The following is a 16,306-nucleotide window of genomic DNA, read 5'->3' as shown; positions in this document are numbered from 1 at the left end:
CTTGCTGTCGCTAACCCGCCGCAGCGGAGCGATCAAAGTGGGCATTGAGCTCGGCCATAGCGGCCTCAGCGAGGCTTTCATCATCCTTGCCGCGCAAGAGCACACCGCCGTTCCGCAACGATTGGAAAAGGAAGACTTGGCCTGATGCCAGCACCACCCAATTCACGATTGCTCCTTCCTCCTTCTGCACCACCGAATTCGCAGAACGATGGCATCCGTCGGGTCGAAGCCTGCCTTGCGGAGCAGGAGGTCGACGGCGGCGGGAGCATGGTATTGTTCCGCCAGCTCAATGACCGCTGTGATCTCGGGCTCTTCAGCAATGCCAAGCTTGGCGCCAACTTTCGGGGCGTTAGCCGCTAGCGGGCTCTCGCCTGGCGGTATGACAAGCAACTCTTCTGGAGCGATGTACTCGTAGACCGTGACGTGTGTCTCCGTCGCACTGCATAGTCGGGTCTTCTTCGCGCTGGTCTGAAGTTGAAAAACCAGCTTTTTCTCTCCTTCTATGTTCAGCATCCTTGCCATGCCGAACGCGATTTTGATCTCGGGCGGCGCGATCTTGGCGCAGGCAAGGCCGGCCCCGACATCGCGCCAGCTCAAGATCATCTGGCCTGCCAAGTTGCCAACGGACTTATGAAGAGCCTGCCTTCGCGCTTCGGATTGGCCATCACCAGCCGGTGTATGACGTCGTCGTAATCGTCACTATCGACAACTTGCAGATCAGGCCATGACGCGATCCAGCGCGCCAAAAGGTTTTCCATGGGCGCGGCCTCATCCGCAACGTAGAACGCATGATCAAGTGTATCGAGAAAATCATCCCGCCCGCCCTCGAAGCCCGTCTGCTGGGCGGCTTCGTTGGGATGGTCTGTAATCCAGCTGGACATCTTTTCCAAAGTCGCAAGCTGGCCCTTTGCGCCACAAGCAGTGAGTCCAGCTCGTGCGTTGGCAATCATGGCGCCGATTTCCTGCCCGGCATTGTGGATGAATTGACTATGGCCGCCGTTCTTTACCTCCGAAGAGTACGAGTCGGCATGAAGGACCTGCATCGCCTTGGTGTCGATTTCGGGATAACGATAGAGTCCTTTGGAAACCATCGCTGTGACGAATTGCATGACAGCGAAGACGAGAAAAAACGGCTCTTCATCAGGATCCTCGACCGTTCGAACGCAGTACGACGACCGGCAACGGCAGGCCGAATTCCAACTGCTTTCCAGAATCTGATGCCGACTTCTCGGGCGTTTTCTTGGATTTGCGGGAAAAGAAACCGAACATCGAAATACTCTCTTGGTCGCAAAACTTGCGCGAACGGGTTATTTCCGACGCGACAATATCAGCTGCCCTCAAGGATTAAAGGCACTCTGATCCAGAGGCATCCGCACGATGGTTTGCCGAAATTGTCGACGGTGTCGGGGCGCCACAGATTCATACGTCCTTGGCAGGAAAGCGCTTCGCGACAATGCCGAATTGCGGCGAGTCGACAAACCAGGGTCAGAGATGCCATCCTCGAAATCAGTCGCCCTGAACGCCAAGGTCATTACAGAAGGCCTCGCTTTCGGAGAGTCTCCCCGCTGGCACGACGGACGCCTGTGGCTCTGCAACTGGGGAACCGGAGAGATCGTCGCGGTGGATGAGGACGGCGGGAACCAGGTGATGCTCACCGTGCCGGCCATCCTGCCCTATTCGATCGACTGGTTGCCGGATGGCCGATTGCTGATCGTCTCGGGTCGGGATGGCTTGTTGCTGCGGCAGGAGGCGGATGGAACGCTGGCCACCCATGCCGATCTTCGGTCGCTGTCAAACAGCCCGTGGAACGAGATCGTCGTCGACGGGCGCGGCAACATCTATGTCAATGGCGGCGGGTCGGCGCCTGCACCGGGCGAGCATTTCGGGCCCGGCACCATCGTGCTGATCACGCCGGACGGCTCGGTTCGACAAGTGGCCGAGAACATCGCTTTCGCCAACGGCATGGCGGTGACGCCGGACAACAGGACACTGATCGTGGCGGAGTCGCATGCCAACCGGCTGACCGCCTTCGATATCGCGGAGGATGGCGGGCTTTCCAACCGCCGGGTCTGGGCCGATCTCGATGGCTTTCCCGACGGCATCTGCCTCGATGCCGAAGGAACTGCCTGGTATGCGGATGTTCCCAACAAACGCTGTGTGCGGGTGCGCGAAGGTGGTGAGGTCTTGCAGTCCGTCAATGCCGATCGCGGCTGCTTTGCCTGCATGCTCGGCGGCCTGGATGGCAAGACGCTGTTCATCGTCGCCGCCCAATGGCGCGGCTTCGAACATATGATCAGCGATGCCCGCACCGGCCAGGTGCTGAGCGTCGAGGCGCCAGCACCTGGCACGGGCTGGCCCTCCTACATCTCAGGCAGACGCTGATAGTTGGCGATATCGGCCTTCACACCCAGCCGGGCAATGGTCTCCTGCGGGTTGAAGCCCGCCCGCTCGTGGGCCGCCTTGACGATCGGCACGACATTGTCGACGGCCGCCTGGTTTTCCCATTCGACAATGGTGACTAGGTTGAACTCACCCGGACCCGAAAATTGCTCGAGCACGAAATCCTGGACGAAGCCTTGCTGCAGGCGCAGCAGTTCATGCGTTGCCCTGACCTTGCGAAGGATTTCTTCACGGGCCTCGGCAGGAACGACGAATTTGTCGACCCTGAACACGGCTGCCTCGGCAAGTTTATCCATTTGAATCTGTCTCCGTTCTTGAATGACTTGGGTTCGGTGGCTCAGGAACGGGTTTGCGATCTCAACTTAGGTTGAGGTCAAGGGGAAATTTTCGGTGGTGATGATGGCGACGACGCTGCATATCTCCCCCCTTGAGGGGAGATGGCCGGCAGGCCAGAGGGGGTCGGTTCGACTGGATGCGCCCCCTTGCGACCGATGAAGGTTAGCGCTCCACGCGCGGTGACCCCCTCTGTCGCCTTCGGCGACATCTCCCCCTCAAGGGGGGAGATTGGCGCTCCGCCGCCTAGTTCACCTCCGAAGTCCTTCTGCGCACAACCACACCCAACTCATCGCTCTCCCTGGCAATCCGAAGCCTCTCTTCGGCTTCCGTCGCCTCGCGCTGGCGATCCCACATCGAGGCGTAGAGGCCATGTTGGCGCATCAGCTCGGCATGGGTGCCGCGTTCGGCGATCTCGCCGTCCTTGAGTACGATGATCTCGTCGGCGGTGATCACCGTCGACAGGCGGTGGGCAATGACGATGGTGGTGCGGCCCTTGCTGACCAGGTCGAGGGCGGCTTGGATCTCCTGTTCGGTGTGGCTGTCCAGCGCCGAGGTCGCCTCGTCGAGCATCAGGATCGGCGGCGCCTTCAAAATCGTGCGGGCAATCGCCACGCGCTGCTTTTCGCCGCCCGATAGCTTTAGCCCGCGCTCACCGACCATCGAGCGATAACCTTCCGGCAGCCGTTCGATAAACGGGCCGATCTGGGCAAGCTCGGCGGCTTTCTGCATATCCTCTTCGCTGGCACCGATGCGACCGTAACGGATGTTGTAGGCGATGGTGTCGTTGAACAGCACGGTGTCCTGCGGCACCATGCCGATCGCGCCGCGCAGGCTCGCCTGCGTCACATCACGGACATCTTGGCCGTCGATCAGCACCTGACCACCCTGGACGTCGTAGAAGCGGAATAGCAGCCGCGAAATCGTCGACTTGCCGGCGCCGGACGGTCCGACAATGGCCACCGTCTTGCCGGCCGGTACCTCGAAGGAGACACCTTTCAGGATCTTGCGGTTGGGATCGTAGGCAAAATGCACGTCGCGGAACTCGACCTTGCCGGCTGTAACGGCGAGTGGCTTGGCATCGGGCTTGTCGGTGATCTCCTGCGGCACATCGAGCAGGTCGAACATTTGCTCGATGTCGGTCAGCCCCTGGCGGATTTCGCGGTAGATGAAGCCGATGAAATTGAGCGGCACCGAAAGCTGCATCAGCATGGCGTTGATGAAGACGAAGTCGCCGACCGTCTGCGTGCCGGCCTGCACCTCCAGCGCCGACATGCACATGACGATGACGGTGCCGAGACCGAAGATGATGCCCTGGCCGAAATTCAGCCAACCGAGCGAGGTCCATATCCTGGTCGCCGCCATTTCATAGCGCGCCATCGAACGGTCGAAGCGCTCGGCCTCCATACCCTCGTTGTTGAAGTATTTGACGGTCTCGTAGTTGAGCAGGGAGTCGATCGCCTTGGTATTGGCGTCGGTGTCGCTGTCGTTCATGTCGCGGCGGATCGAGATGCGCCAGTCGCTGGCGCGCACCGTGAACCAGACGTAGAGCCACACCGTGGCCGCCACCACGACCACATATTTCCAGCCATAGGTGTAGGCGAAGATGCCGGTGGTCAGCGCGAATTCGAGGATGGTCGGCGCCGTGTTCAGCATGATGAAGCGCACGATCGTCTCGATGCCCTTGGTGCCGCGCTCTATGATGCGCGACAGGCCGCCGGTGCGGCGCTCGAGGTGAAAGCGCAGCGACAGCTGGTGCATGTGAACGAAGGTGCGGAACGCAAGCTGACGCACCGCATACTGGCCGACGCGGGCAAACAGCGCGTCGCGCAGCTGGTTGAAGCCGAGTTGCACCAGCCGCACGACATTGTAGGCGACGACCAGCATCACCGGCGCCAGCAGGAAGGATGGCAGCGGCGGCGGCGATTTGGCGTCACCGGCCAGAGAATCGGTCGCCCATTTGAAGAAGTACGGCCCGGCAACCAGTGTCAGCTTGGCAACGACTAGAAGCAGCGTCGCCCAGGTGACGCGTGCCCTGAGATCGGCGCGGTCGGCCGGCCACATATAGGGCCACAGATTGCGCAAGGTGCTGAAGGTCGAGCTATCGGAAACGGTTTTTTCTGCCACTTGTCTTGCCTTTTGGGTGAGAAATCAGCGGCCGGAGCAGCAGGAATTGACGAGTGCGGTCAGCGATGCGGAAACGTCGGCGAGCGCGGCGCGGTCGAGCTGATAGCGCGAGCGCTGGCGGTCGGGCTCGAAGCGGACCAAGCCTGCTTCGACCAGGATTTTCAGATGCTGGGAGACCGTCGACTGCGCGAGGTCGAGATGGTCGACAACCTCACGGCAGCAGCAGGAGCGGCTGGCCGACAGATGTCTAAGGATCTCGATGCGCGCCGGGTGCGAGAGTGCGGCGAAGCTCGCGGCAACGGCGCGGCTTTGGGGCGGTGCGCAGTTTGCGTGGTCTGGTTCAGTGAGCGAGTCTGCCATCGTTCATCGGCGATAGACGATGAACGGGTGCGTGGCAAGCTAACCCGATGGGTAGAGCGACCTAATCTCCCCCCTCGAGGGGGAGATGTCGCCGAAGGCGACAGAGGGGGTCGGTACGTCCTGACGCAACGTCGTTTGCAGCAAAGAGAAGGTCGGCGTTCTATGCGCGGCGACCCCCTCTGGCCTGCCGGCCATCTCCCCCTCAAGGGAGGAGATCAAGCGCTCGGCCGCTACTGCGTCTTCACCGGCGCCGTTGTCACCTGCTCGCCCATCGCCTTGAGGTCGGCGGCTTCGCCTTCCTTGGACTTTTCCGGAACCTTGAACACCTGCCCCGGCCAGATGCGGTCGGGATCGCTGATCTGGTCCTGGTTGGCGAGATAGATAGTCGAGAAGCGCACGCCGTGACCGTAGACGCGCCGTGAGATCCGCCACAGCGTGTCGTGCCTGCGGATGATCACCGCGCCGTCGGCATGTTCAAGCTTTGGCGCCACCGTCTCTGGCACATCGGGCGTTGCCGCCGCGACGACGGCTGGAACCTCAGCGGCAGGCGCTGCCGGTGCCGCAGGTGCCCCGGCAACCGCCGGGGCAGCCGGAGCCGGCGCTTCAGCCGCCGGTGCGGCTGGTGCGGACGCGGCAGCAGCTGGTGCGGGCTTCGCAGGGGCAGCCGCGATAGTGGCTGGCGCCGCAGGCTTCGGAGCGGCCGGTGCTTCGGCAGCAGCCGGTGCGGCCGGCTCAGCAGGCTTTGCTTCGGCGGGCTTGGTCTCGGTGGGCTTGGCCTCCGCGGGCGCCACGGCGGCGATCGCTTCGCCGGGTTCGCGCTCGAACGGCACGGCGGCGCGGGCCACGACCTTCACGCCGTCGGCGTCGAGACCGTCGACATGGATGGTGTAGCTGCCGACCGGGATGTCGCGCGTCGCCTCGACCAGGAAATGACCGTCGGGCGAGGTCACCGCATCACCAAGCAGGATATCGTTGGCATAGGCGCGCACCTTGCGGCCGGCGTCAGCCAGACCGGCGACGAAGATCTTGTTGCCGTCGATCTCGACCGCCTCGACGACGATCTTGGGTGCAGCCACGCCTGCCGCCGGCGGCGCTGCAGGTACTGCTGGCGCTGCAGGGGCAGTTGCGGCTTCCACAGCCGGAGCAGCAGGTGCTGTTTCAGCGGCCACGGCAGGCGCAGCCGTAGCAGGCACCTCAGCGGCTGGGGCAGCGGCCTGATCGCCGGCGGCCGGTGCCGCGGGCTTGGTCTCAGGCGCCGGGACGCTAAGCAGCTCGGCCGGCTTGCCGGGTTCCTCGACCATCGCCAGCACCTGGCCGGCGGCGTCCTTGGGAACCGAAACGACGGCGGTCTGCACGGAAGGGGTAACCACATCGCCGGCCGTCGCGCGCAACGCAATCGTATAGTCGCCGGGCTTCAGCGGATCGTCGAGAACGATGACGAAGGCGCCGTCCGGACCGGCGACAGTCGAGCCAAGCACCGAGGAGCCGTTGAGGATCTCGATCTTCGAATTGGGCGCAGCATTGCCGGCAACGACGATCGAGCCGTTGCTTTCGACGCGCACGACGTCGAAGCTCGGCGCAACCGGGCCGGCCGCGGCCGGCGCTGGGGTTGTTGGGGCAGCAGCGGGCGCGGCAGGTGCCGCCGGAGCCGCAGCTTCGGTCGCGGGAGCCGTTGCGTCGGCAGGCGCGGGTGCTGCGGGAGCCTTGGCATCGGTGGGCGCGGCGGGCGCCGGCGGCAGCCTTCCCTCGGTCCCCGGATCGGCCAGCTTTTCAGCCGGCGGCGTCAGCGATGCAATCGCCGCAGGCGGCGTGGGATTCAGATACGGGTCGAGTGCGCCCGATACATAGGCGGTTCCGACGACCGCGACGGTGCCACCGGCCGCGAACAGAAACGCCTTCAATGGATTAACAGCCATATTTCCCCTACCCCTTAGCCACCTGAAGCCGGTCTAGCGTGTTTTGCCGGCACCGACAAGAAAAAGCCCGGGCTTGTCAGCCCTTGGGGCTTGACCCCGCATTCAGACCCAATCACCAATCACGAATGAACACGATTCGATCCGTCTGCGTCTATTGCGGCTCGTCTCCGGGCCGCGATGAAATCTATGCCAAGGCCGGGCACCTGCTTGGCCGCTCGCTCGCCAAAGCCGGCCTGCGGCTGGTCTATGGCGGCGGCACCAAAGGCATTATGGGCGCAGTCGCCGAAGGCGCGCTCAAGGCCGGCGGCAAGGTAACGGGCATCATTCCGCGCTTCCTCATCAACAAGGAGGCGACCGAAACCGCGCTTGACCGGCTCGACGAGTTGCTGATCACCGACAACATGCACGAGCGCAAGCACAAGATGTTCGAGAAATCCGACGCCTTTGTGGCGCTGCCCGGCGGCATCGGCACGGTCGAGGAAATCGTCGAGATCATGACCTGGGGCCAGCTCGGCCATCACCGCAAGCCGATCGTCTTCGCCAACGTTCAAGGATTCTGGGATCCGATGCTGGCGCTGCTCGACCATATGGCCAGCGAAGGCTTCATCCACACCGCGCAACGGGTCAAGCCGCTGGTGGTCGAAGACCCCGAGGCCATCGTCGCCGCCATCATGGTGGCGGGGTCGTCGGTCGATGCGCCGACGGAAGGCGTGCAGTCTGTAATTGACAAGATGTGAGGACGAAGCCGGCCTTGGCGCAGGCGGCCAGGAATTGAGCCCGGTTGGTGTCGTCGGCCTGGCGCACCAACTGCGCCGCGTCGTGCTGGCGCTCAAGGCTGCCGGCTACGAAACACTGGGCAACACCTGGATCGGCGACAGCAACAAGGCCAGCCTGGCCCAGAAGCAGAAGTCCAATGCGAAGCCACTGATCGACTGCATCTGCTTGGCAAGGATCTGTAGCGTTGGGGCAGCTGACTTCGATCTGTCCAGCTTTTCTTGAGCTCCGTCTTGTGCGCAATGTAAGCACGTTGGCGACGATTTCCATTTGCAGCCCGCTTCGCAGTTGGTTATCGGAGAACATTGGGCGGGAACGGAAATTTGGAGAGCGAGACAAAGGGGAGATGAATCCGCGCGAGCGATTGACGGCCGCGAAGGGCGAGATCGCGTCGGAACCAAGGACGGCGATCCTGGTCCTCGGAATGCACCGCAGCGGCACCTCGGCGCTCGGCGCCCTCGTCGCCGCGCATGGAGCCACGCCGCCGAAACATCTGCTGCCCGGGAGCCTCCACAATCCCAAGGGACATTGGGAAAGTACCCCACTCACCATCGCCGACGACCACCTGCTCACGGCGGCCGCCTCCTCCTGGCAAGATTGGCTGCCGCTAGATCGGCAGTGGCTGCAGTCGCCGGCAGCCGAGCGATTTCGGCCCATGATGACGGCGATCATTGCCAGCGAGTTCGGCGATGCCCCCCTGTTTTTCGTCAAGGATCCGCGGATCTGCCGGTTCCTTCCCTTCATAGCCTCGATCCTGGCCGATCTCAGGATTGACCCGATCGCATTTCTGCCTGTTCGCAACCCGCTCGAAGTCGCCTGTTCGCTGCAGGAACGGGATCAAATGGCACTGCCGACAGCGTTCATGCTGTGGCTCAGGCACGTGCTCGAAGCGGAGCATCATTCGCGACACATGCCGCGCTGTATCCTGCGCCACGAAGACCTGTTGAGCGACTGGCGACATCAGATGGACCGCGCGGCCAGGGAGACCGGAATCGTCTGGCCTGTCACGTCCGATCACGCCGACGCCGCAATCGCCGAGTTCCTGGACAAGGATCTGCATCATCAGCGGGCCTCGGTCGCTGATCTGCAAAACCATCCGGATGCCACGCCGTTAGTCCGCAGTGCCTATGCCATTTTGCGCAGTATGGCGTCTGAAGGCGACAGCCAGGACTTGCGCGACCAGCTCGACAGGGTGCGGGCGACGTTCGATGAGAGCTGCGATGTGGTTGGCAAGGCCGTTGCCGCAGGGAACCTGGCCGCTAAACGGCTACACGGCGAACTGGGAAAGGGCATCGTCGAGCGTGACGCCCTCGCTGACGCCCAACAGGCCCTCATCCGAGACCGAGACAGCTTCATGGCGGAGCGTGACGCGCTCGCTCACGCCCAGCAGGACCTCATCCAAGCCCGAGACAGCTTCATGGCGGAGCGTGATGCGCTTGCTCACGCCCAGCAGGACCTCATCCAAGCCCGAGACAGCTTCATGGCGGAGCGTGACGCGCTCGCCCTGGGCCAAGACGGCCTCGTAGCCGAGCGTGGCGCGCTGGCCAGGATCCGAGACGACCTGGTGGCGGAGCGCGATGCGGCGCTTGCGTCACGCAGATGGCGATTGACCGGACCATTGCGATGGGTGAGCTCCATTCGTCGGCGATAGCAGCAAACACTCTAAACGCTGCTCGACAAACTGTGATCGCCTGTCAAGAAACCGTCACACGGAACCCGCCTCCCTCGTGTTACGAAGGACGGGTCGGCATCCGCGCGTCGGCATAGTCGAAATCTGAACCTGGTCGAAATTTCTTGGCGAGGCGAGCCGTGAACATTGCTCTCAACGCGGAAGGCCTGTCGCCTTACCTGCCCGACGAGCACGGGCTGTTCTTCATCTACCATTTCACCGCCGAGGGCCTGCGCACCAAGGACGCGGCCGAGGTTGCATGGACATGGCGCAGCTACCAGCTGTCCGACCTGCGCGCCCGTCATGAGATCGCCGCCGAGCAGGCTCTGCCCGGGCCGGTGCGCGAAGCTTTCCTCGGCGCCAGCCAGGGTTGCCACATCGATCTCGAGGATGCCTGGCTTTATGGCGACCTGCCGGATCTGCGCCACGACTATTCGGCGGAAGCGCGCGGGCTCGGCCATTTCCGTTTTGCGCTCAACGACAAGACGCTGATCGGCGCGCGCAAGCAGCCACTGGAATCGGTCGATCTCATCCGCAAGGCGGTGGAGAGCGGCTCGCGCAAATTCCGCTCCCCCGCCGACCTGGTCGAAGCGGTCATGGGCCAGTCGCTCGACGGCATGGCGGCCGAGCTCCACGGTCTTGGCGATACGCTGGACGGCATCGAGGACCGTATCGTGCGCGATGCCTGGCACGGCGAGCGGCAGGCGCTGGTCGAGGCGCGCCGTCAACTGGTGGTCATCCACCGGCAGATGGCGACGCTCACAAACCTTTTTCGCCATCTCGACCATTCGCATCGCAATGAGCTGCCCGATCGGATCAATGACATGGCGACAAGGCTCTCGCACAGGGCACACACGCTCTATCACGACGGCGAGCAGTTGCAGGCACGCGCAAGGTTGCTGCAGGACGAGTTGATGGCCAAGCTGACAATGCAGTCCAACCAGCTGCTCTATGTGCTGTCGGTGATGACGGCGGTGCTGTTGCCGATGACCATCATATCAGGCCTGTTCGGCATGAATGTCGGTGGCCTGCCCATGGTCAATACGCCGATGGGCTTCTGGGTGGTCTCGGCGGTTTCGATCGTGATCGCCGCGGCGACCTACATGTTCGTAAGGCGGCTCGGGCGGACGTAACGCCCCGATCCCTTTGTTTTCACGCAATTCCCAAGGGAACGCGGCGCGCTTTTCCTGGAATGCCCATCACGCCGTAGCGCGAAGATCCTCGACGATGGTGCCGGCGGCAGCGACCTCCGCCTCATGGTCCGGCTCCCGCCAGGTCTCGGCGAGACCCGCCGCATACCATTCCTGCATGGCCGGCAGGCCAAGCAATTGCGGGGGATAGGCTGCAGCTGCCCCTTCGAAAGACAGCCCATAGGATAGCACACGGAACGCCACCGGAGCAAAGAAGGCGTCGACGGCGGTAAAATGGCCGCCGGCAAGGAACGGCCCGCCGAACAGGGCAAGGCCATCGTTCCAGAGATCGCCCAAACGGAACAGATCCTGCTTCAGCGCGTCCGACATCGGCAACGGTTTCACCCGCAAGCCGCAATTCATCGGGCATGCGCCGCGCAAGGCCGTGAAACCAGAATGCATTTCGGCGGCGGCCGAGCGCGCCCAGGCTCGCGCCTTGGCCTCGGCAGGCCACACACCATGGTGGCGCTCGGCGAGATACTCGGCAATAGCCAGCGAATCCCAGACAGCCCAGCCGTCATCCACCAGGCAAGGCACGCGCCCGCTGGGCGAGAACGCCCGGTAAAGATCGAAACTGGGCCCGGTCGGAAACGGCGTCAATTGCTCCTCGAACGGAATGTCGAGGGTGCGCATCAGCACCCATGGCCGCAGCGACCATGACGAATAGTTCTTGTTGGCGATATGCAGCACGTACATCGAAAGGCTCCCTACTTCGGGGCCAACGCCACCGGGCTGATTTCACGGCCACGAAACATCGACCAGGAATACATCGCCAATGCCGCCCAGATCAGCGCGAAGGCAATTGCTTGCGTGGTGCCGAACGGCTCGTCGAAAATCAGCACGGCGATCAGGAACACCATGGTCGGTGCGATGTACTGCATGATGCCGATGGTGGAGAGGCGCAGAAGCTTGGCGCCGAAGGCGAACAGAAGCAGCGGCACCGAGGTGACTGGGCCGCAGCCGATGAGCAAAGCCATATCGGTGCCGTTGCTGGAGATGAAATGGTCCTGGCCGTTGACGACCAGGAAGACGATGTAGGCAAGCGCCGGCACCGACAGCAAAAGCACTTCGAGCAGAAAGCCCTGGCTCGGGCCGATCGGCAACGTCTTGCGGAAGAACCCATAGGCAGCGAAGGAAAAGGCCAGCGCCAGCGACACCCAGGGCAATTTGCCGGCGTCGACGGTGAGCACGGCAACGGCGATCGCCGCCAGTGCCACGGCCGCGATCTGCAGCCGGTCGAGCTTCTCGCCGAGAAGAGCCGCGCCAACGACGATGCTGACCAGTGGGTTGATGTAATAGCCGAGCGCCGTCTCGACGGTGCGGTCAACCGAGATCGCCCAGACATAGATGGCCCAATTGACGGAGATCAGGGTCGCCGTCAGCGCCGCCATGGCGATGCTGCGCGGCGAGCGGATTGCCGCCTTGAAATCGGCGGTCCGACCGGCCCAGACCAGCACCGCGGCGGCAATCGGCACCGACCAGACGATGCGGTGGGCGATCACCTCGATCAGCGGCAGATGCGCAACCGCCTTCATGTAGAAGGGCAACAGGCCCCATAGCAGATAAGCGCCGAGCGCGAGGAGAAAGCCGCTGCGGGCTTTGGAGTCGGCGTCGGGCTGGATCGTGTCGCTGGCCATGGCAAACGCTATGGCCCAGTGGGCCATCCAAAACCATCGCAAAATTATGATGGATCAATGGACTTCCGCTGATGGCTCAAGGGGCGGCGCCAGGTCCTCGCCCCACTTCGGGTGGCGAGGAAACCCACGTCTTGCAACCCTACTCCGCCGCCACCAATCCCGCCATGTCGCGGTTCTTCATCAGCTTGTAGACGATCGAATCCATCAGCGCCTGGAAGGAGGCGTCGATGATGTTTTCCGACACGCCGACCGTCCACCAGCGTGCGCCGGTGCCGTCATGCAATTCGATCAGGACGCGAGTGATCGCCTCGGTGCCGCCATTGAGGATACGCACCTTGAAATCGGCGAGCTCCATGTCGGCGATCTCGCTCTGGAACTTGCCGAGGTCCTTGCGCAACGCGATGTCGAGCGCGTTGACCGGGCCGTGGCCTTCGGCCACCGACATCTTCTCCTCGCCCTCGACCATCACCTTGACGATGGCTTCGGAGACCGTCTTCAACTGGCCGTTGACATCGAAGCGGCGCTCGACCATGCAGCGGAACGAAGTGACGTTGAAGAACTCCGGCAGGCCGTGCAGCATTTTGCGCGCCAACAGCTCGAAGGAGGCATCGGCGCCCTCATAGGCGTAGCCCTCGGCCTCGCGCTCCTTGACCACCGAGATCAGCGCATCGAGACGATGGTCGTCTCTGGGCACATCGATGCCGCGCCGCTTCAGCTCGGCGAGGAAATTGGCCTTGCCGCCCTGGTCCGAAACCATAACGCGGCGGCGGTTGCCTACCGCCTCGGGCGGCACATGTTCATAGGTCGCCGGCTCCTTGGCCAGGGCGGAGGCATGGATGCCGGCCTTGGTGGCGAAGGCTGAGGCGCCGACATAGGGCGCCTGCGCTTCCGGAGCGCGGTTCAGCAATTCGTCGAAGGCGCGGGAAAGCCGGGATATCCCGGTCAGCGCCTCGGCCGAGATGCCGGTTTCGAAGCGATCGGCGAAAGCCGGCTTCAGCGCCAGCGTCGGTACGATCGAGACCAGATTAGCGTTGCCGCAGCGCTCGCCGATGCCGTTCAGCGTGCCCTGGATCTGGCGCACGCCGGCCTCGACGGCGGCGAGCGAATTGGCCACCGCTTGGCCGGTGTCGTCATGGGCATGGATGCCGAGATGGCCGCCCGGAATGCCTGAAACAATGACCTTGTCGACGATGGCGCGCACTTCCGAGGGCTGCGTGCCACCATTGGTGTCGCACAACACCACCCAGCGCGCGCCGGCATCATAGGCGGTCCTGGCGCAGGCCAGTGCGTAGTCCGGATTGGCCTTGAAGCCGTCGAAGAAATGCTCGCAATCGACCATCGCTTCCTTGCCGGCGGCAACAGCTGCTTCGACCGACGCGTTGATCGAGTCGAGGTTTTCCTCATTGGTGCAGCCGAGCGCGACGCGGACATGATAGTCCCAGCTCTTGGCGACGAAGCAGATGGCGTCGGACTTGGACTGCACGAGCGCTGCCAGGCCCGGGTCGTTGGATGCCGACACGCCTGCCCGCTTGGTCATGCCGAAGGCGACGAACTTTGCCTTCGCCGTGCGCTTCTGCCGGAAGAAGGCGGTGTCGGTCGGATTGGCGCCGGGATAGCCGCCTTCGACATAGTCCATGCCGAACTCATCGAGCAGCTTGGCAATCGCGATCTTGTCCTCGACGGAAAAGTCGATGCCCGGCGTCTGCTGGCCATCGCGGAGGGTTGTGTCGAAGAGATAGAGGCGTTGTTTGGTCATTGTTCTGTTGGCGCGCGAGCACCCCCCTCTGGCCTGCCGGCCATTTCCCCCTCAAGGGGGAAGATCGGCAGCTTTAGCGTCGGATCGTTTCCTGCAGCGACGGAGATTTGCGAAAGCGCCGATGACAGCCAATCTCCCCCCTTGAGGGGGAGATGTCCGGCAGGACAGAGGGGGGTGCCACGCGCTGTCATTTCCCCGCAAACCCATCCGTCGCGCGTATCAGCCGATCCAGAATCCCCGGCTCCGAATAGGCATGGCCGGCGCCTTCGATGAGGTGGAAATCCGCCTTCGGCCAGGCCTTGTGCAGGGCCCAGGCATAGCGCGCCGGGCACGGCATGTCGTAGCGGCCGTGGACGATTGTGCCGGGAATATCCGCGAGCTTATGGGCATCGCGCAGAAGCTGCCCCTCCTCCAGCCAGCCGGCGTGGACGAAATAGTGGTTCTCGATGCGGGCAAAGGCGATGGCGAAGTCGTCCTCGCCGAACTTGTCGCTGGTCTCCGGCTCCGGTAGCAGCGTGATCGTCTCACCTTCCCACAGGCTCCAGGCAAGGGCGGCTTCCAGCTGCGCCTTGCCATCGGCGCCGACCAACCGCCTGCGGTAAGCGGCCATCATGTCGCCGCGCTCGGCCTCAGGAATTGGCGCCAGGAAACGCTCCCATTTGTCGGGGAACATCTCGGAGACGCCGAACTGATAGTACCATTCGAGTTCGGCGCGGGTCAGCGTGTAGATGCCGCGCACGACAAGCTCGCTGACGCGATTAGGATGCGTCTCGGCATAGGCCAGCGCCAGCGTCGAGCCCCACGAGCCGCCGAACACCAGCCATTTTTCGAAGCCGCACATCTCACGCAGCCGCTCGATGTCGGCAACCAGGTGCCAGGTGGTGTTGGCCTCGAGCGAGGCGTTGGGTGTCGATTTCCCGCAGCCGCGCTGGTCGAACAGGATGACGTCGTAAAGCTTCGGGTCGAACAATTGCCGATGTTTTGGCGAGAAGCCGCCGCCGGGACCGCCATGCAGGAAAACGGCCGGCTTGGCGCCCCTGGTTCCGGAGCGCTCCCAGTAGATATGATGGCCGTCGCCGACATCGAGCATGCCGGACTCGTACGCCTCGATCTCTGGATAAAGAGTACGAAGTTCACTGTTCATTTCATTGCTCATATCTTCAGGCCGTGCGCGGGCCAGTCCGTGGTTTCGTGGTCGGGATGCTGGAAGGAGATGATCTGCTCCTGGCGGGAGTAGAAATCCGGATCCTGATGCATGGGCTGGTCAAAGATCGTTTCCACCCAAGGCAATCGGACCGCGTAGTTGACCTGGATCTGCGGCGCCAGATCGGAGCGGTCGTCGAAGGCGCCGATGGCGATCTCCAGTGCGCCAGGTTGGCGATAGGTCAGCGGTGTACCGCAGCGGGCACAGAAGCCGCGATCGATGTTGACCGACGACTGGAAATAGGTGGGCTCTTCGCGCATCCATTCGACGCCATCCTTGGGCACTGTCACCAGCGCGCCGAAAAACGAACCGAACTGTTTCTGGCACATGCGGCAATGGCAGATGGACGCCCGGCCGAGCTTGCCCTTGATGCGGAAACGCACGGCACCGCACTGGCAGCCGCCGGTTCGAACTTCATCGGTCATGATTTTCCCTCTGGCGGCCGGTGTTCGGTGTCCCATTGTTCGGTGTCATGGTCGGGATGCTGGTAGGAGACGAGCTCGGCGAGATAAGGCGCCGACGACATGTCGGCCATGGTGTCCTCGCCCGGCAATTGCGGGATGGTATCGACATAGGGAAGTTTTGCCTCCGTGCCCCACTGGATCAGCGGCACGATATCAGCCGGATTGTCGAAGGCGCCGATGGCGAGGCCGATGCCGTCGGGCGCGGTAAAGGTCAGCGGCGTGCCGCAATTGGCGCAAAAGCCGCGATCGACATGGCTGGACGAGGCGAAATATTTCGGTTCGCCGCGCGTCCAGTCGAGTTTGGCGCCACGCACCGAGACCAGGGGCGCGTAAAATGAGCCGAACGCCTTCTGGCACATGCGGCAATGGCAGATCGAGGCGTCACCCAGCGCACCCTCGACGCGAAAGCGCACCGCGCCGCACTGGCAGCCACCGGTGTAGATCGGCCGGTTGTCGAGGCTCATGGCGTCTCACTC

Annotated in this window: 18 protein-coding genes; 6 read left to right on the top strand and 12 right to left on the bottom strand. The window is 63.1% G+C overall.

Annotation, left to right across the window (positions count from 1 at the left end; genetic code table 11):
• Nucleotide 1: 1 nt before the first annotated feature.
• Nucleotides 2-145, top strand: a complete 144-nt coding sequence (locus tag AC3EMP_RS14565) for a hypothetical protein (protein WP_352907525.1) — start codon at nucleotides 2-4, stop codon at nucleotides 143-145.
• Between the two features lie 17 nt (nucleotides 146-162).
• On the opposite strand, the gene AC3EMP_RS14560 is transcribed toward AC3EMP_RS14565, so the two are convergent.
• Both AC3EMP_RS14560 and AC3EMP_RS14555 read right to left on the bottom strand, forming a co-directional pair.
• The gene (locus tag AC3EMP_RS14560) at nucleotides 163-603 is read right to left on the bottom strand and encodes a hypothetical protein (RefSeq protein WP_352709959.1); all 441 of its coding nucleotides are present in this window, start codon (nucleotides 601-603) and stop codon (nucleotides 163-165) included.
• Nucleotides 600-1,109: a DMP19 family protein gene (locus tag AC3EMP_RS14555; protein WP_352597497.1), complete on the bottom strand. Its 510-nt coding sequence runs from the start codon at nucleotides 1,107-1,109 to the stop codon at nucleotides 600-602. The genes AC3EMP_RS14560 and AC3EMP_RS14555 overlap by 4 nt, the downstream gene beginning before the upstream one ends.
• Nucleotides 1,110-1,491: 382 nt before the next feature.
• Here AC3EMP_RS14555 and AC3EMP_RS14550 point away from each other — a divergent pair, with 382 nt between their 5' ends.
• Nucleotides 1,492-2,382, top strand: a complete 891-nt coding sequence (locus AC3EMP_RS14550) for an SMP-30/gluconolactonase/LRE family protein (RefSeq protein ID WP_352597496.1) — start codon at nucleotides 1,492-1,494, stop codon at nucleotides 2,380-2,382.
• Here AC3EMP_RS14550 and AC3EMP_RS14545 read toward each other — a convergent pair.
• The 4 genes from AC3EMP_RS14545 to AC3EMP_RS14530 all read right to left on the bottom strand — a co-directional run bounded on the left by AC3EMP_RS14545 (nucleotide 2,361) and on the right by AC3EMP_RS14530 (nucleotide 7,136).
• On the bottom strand, nucleotides 2,361-2,696 hold the full coding sequence (locus AC3EMP_RS14545) for an antibiotic biosynthesis monooxygenase (protein WP_023685667.1): 336 nt from the start codon (nucleotides 2,694-2,696) through the stop codon (nucleotides 2,361-2,363). The two genes, AC3EMP_RS14550 and AC3EMP_RS14545, sit on opposite strands and share 22 nt — an antisense overlap.
• A 283-nt stretch (nucleotides 2,697-2,979) precedes the next feature.
• A complete protein-coding gene (locus AC3EMP_RS14540; RefSeq protein ID WP_023689133.1) occupies nucleotides 2,980-4,860 on the bottom strand; it encodes an ABCB family ABC transporter ATP-binding protein/permease in 1,881 nt (626 codons plus the stop codon).
• Nucleotides 4,861-4,884: 24 nt separating this feature from the next.
• Nucleotides 4,885-5,220 (bottom strand): ArsR/SmtB family transcription factor, encoded by a 336-nt coding sequence (locus tag AC3EMP_RS14535; protein WP_023805680.1) that lies wholly within the window; start codon nucleotides 5,218-5,220, stop codon nucleotides 4,885-4,887.
• Nucleotides 5,221-5,450: 230 nt separating this feature from the next.
• Nucleotides 5,451-7,136, bottom strand: coding sequence for a LysM peptidoglycan-binding domain-containing protein (locus AC3EMP_RS14530; protein WP_352597495.1), 1,686 nt, complete (start codon nucleotides 7,134-7,136; stop codon nucleotides 5,451-5,453).
• Nucleotides 7,137-7,261: 125 nt separating this feature from the next.
• On the opposite strand from AC3EMP_RS14530, the gene AC3EMP_RS14525 reads away from it, so the two are divergent.
• The 4 genes from AC3EMP_RS14525 (at nucleotide 7,262) to AC3EMP_RS14510 (ending at nucleotide 10,712) form a co-directional block, all read left to right on the top strand.
• Nucleotides 7,262-7,873 carry an LOG family protein gene (locus AC3EMP_RS14525; protein WP_023673582.1) on the top strand — a complete coding sequence of 204 codons (612 nt, stop codon included), beginning with the start codon at nucleotides 7,262-7,264 and terminating at the stop codon, nucleotides 7,871-7,873.
• Nucleotides 7,860-8,135, top strand: coding sequence for a hypothetical protein (locus AC3EMP_RS14520; RefSeq protein WP_023727585.1), 276 nt, complete (start codon nucleotides 7,860-7,862; stop codon nucleotides 8,133-8,135). The genes AC3EMP_RS14525 and AC3EMP_RS14520 overlap by 14 nt, the downstream gene beginning before the upstream one ends.
• A gap of 121 nt (nucleotides 8,136-8,256) precedes the next feature.
• Nucleotides 8,257-9,561 carry a sulfotransferase family protein gene (locus AC3EMP_RS14515; protein ID WP_023754761.1) on the top strand — a complete coding sequence of 435 codons (1,305 nt, stop codon included), beginning with the start codon at nucleotides 8,257-8,259 and terminating at the stop codon, nucleotides 9,559-9,561.
• Nucleotides 9,562-9,719: 158 nt separating this feature from the next.
• Entirely contained in the window at nucleotides 9,720-10,712 is a 993-nt protein-coding gene (locus tag AC3EMP_RS14510) for a transporter (RefSeq protein WP_023805684.1), read from the top strand.
• A gap of 66 nt (nucleotides 10,713-10,778) precedes the next feature.
• On the opposite strand, the gene AC3EMP_RS14505 is transcribed toward AC3EMP_RS14510, so the two are convergent.
• From AC3EMP_RS14505 to AC3EMP_RS14480, 6 genes are all read right to left on the bottom strand, one after another.
• On the bottom strand, nucleotides 10,779-11,465 hold the full coding sequence (locus AC3EMP_RS14505) for a glutathione S-transferase family protein (RefSeq protein WP_023673578.1): 687 nt from the start codon (nucleotides 11,463-11,465) through the stop codon (nucleotides 10,779-10,781).
• 11 nt (nucleotides 11,466-11,476) lie between these two features.
• Nucleotides 11,477-12,406 (bottom strand): EamA family transporter RarD, encoded by a 930-nt coding sequence (gene rarD, locus AC3EMP_RS14500; RefSeq protein ID WP_352710204.1) that lies wholly within the window; start codon nucleotides 12,404-12,406, stop codon nucleotides 11,477-11,479.
• Nucleotides 12,407-12,545: 139 nt separating this feature from the next.
• Complete coding sequence (gene cimA, locus AC3EMP_RS14495) at nucleotides 12,546-14,162, bottom strand: citramalate synthase (protein ID WP_488494630.1); 1,617 nt, start codon at nucleotides 14,160-14,162, stop codon at nucleotides 12,546-12,548.
• Between the two features lie 187 nt (nucleotides 14,163-14,349).
• On the bottom strand, nucleotides 14,350-15,306 hold the full coding sequence (pip, locus tag AC3EMP_RS14490) for a prolyl aminopeptidase (RefSeq protein ID WP_352709954.1): 957 nt from the start codon (nucleotides 15,304-15,306) through the stop codon (nucleotides 14,350-14,352).
• Nucleotides 15,307-15,314: 8 nt separating this feature from the next.
• On the bottom strand, nucleotides 15,315-15,791 hold the full coding sequence (locus AC3EMP_RS14485) for a GFA family protein (RefSeq protein WP_023687309.1): 477 nt from the start codon (nucleotides 15,789-15,791) through the stop codon (nucleotides 15,315-15,317).
• Entirely contained in the window at nucleotides 15,788-16,294 is a 507-nt protein-coding gene (locus AC3EMP_RS14480) for a GFA family protein (protein WP_023687308.1), read from the bottom strand. Before AC3EMP_RS14480 ends, AC3EMP_RS14485 begins: the two co-directional genes overlap by 4 nt.
• Nucleotides 16,295-16,306: the final 12 nt, after the last annotated feature.

The sequence above is a fragment of the Mesorhizobium sp. P160219 genome, assembly GCF_057786095.1.
The sequence above is the reverse complement of the archived record's forward strand: the minus strand, read 5'-3'. Positions and strand labels throughout refer to the sequence as shown.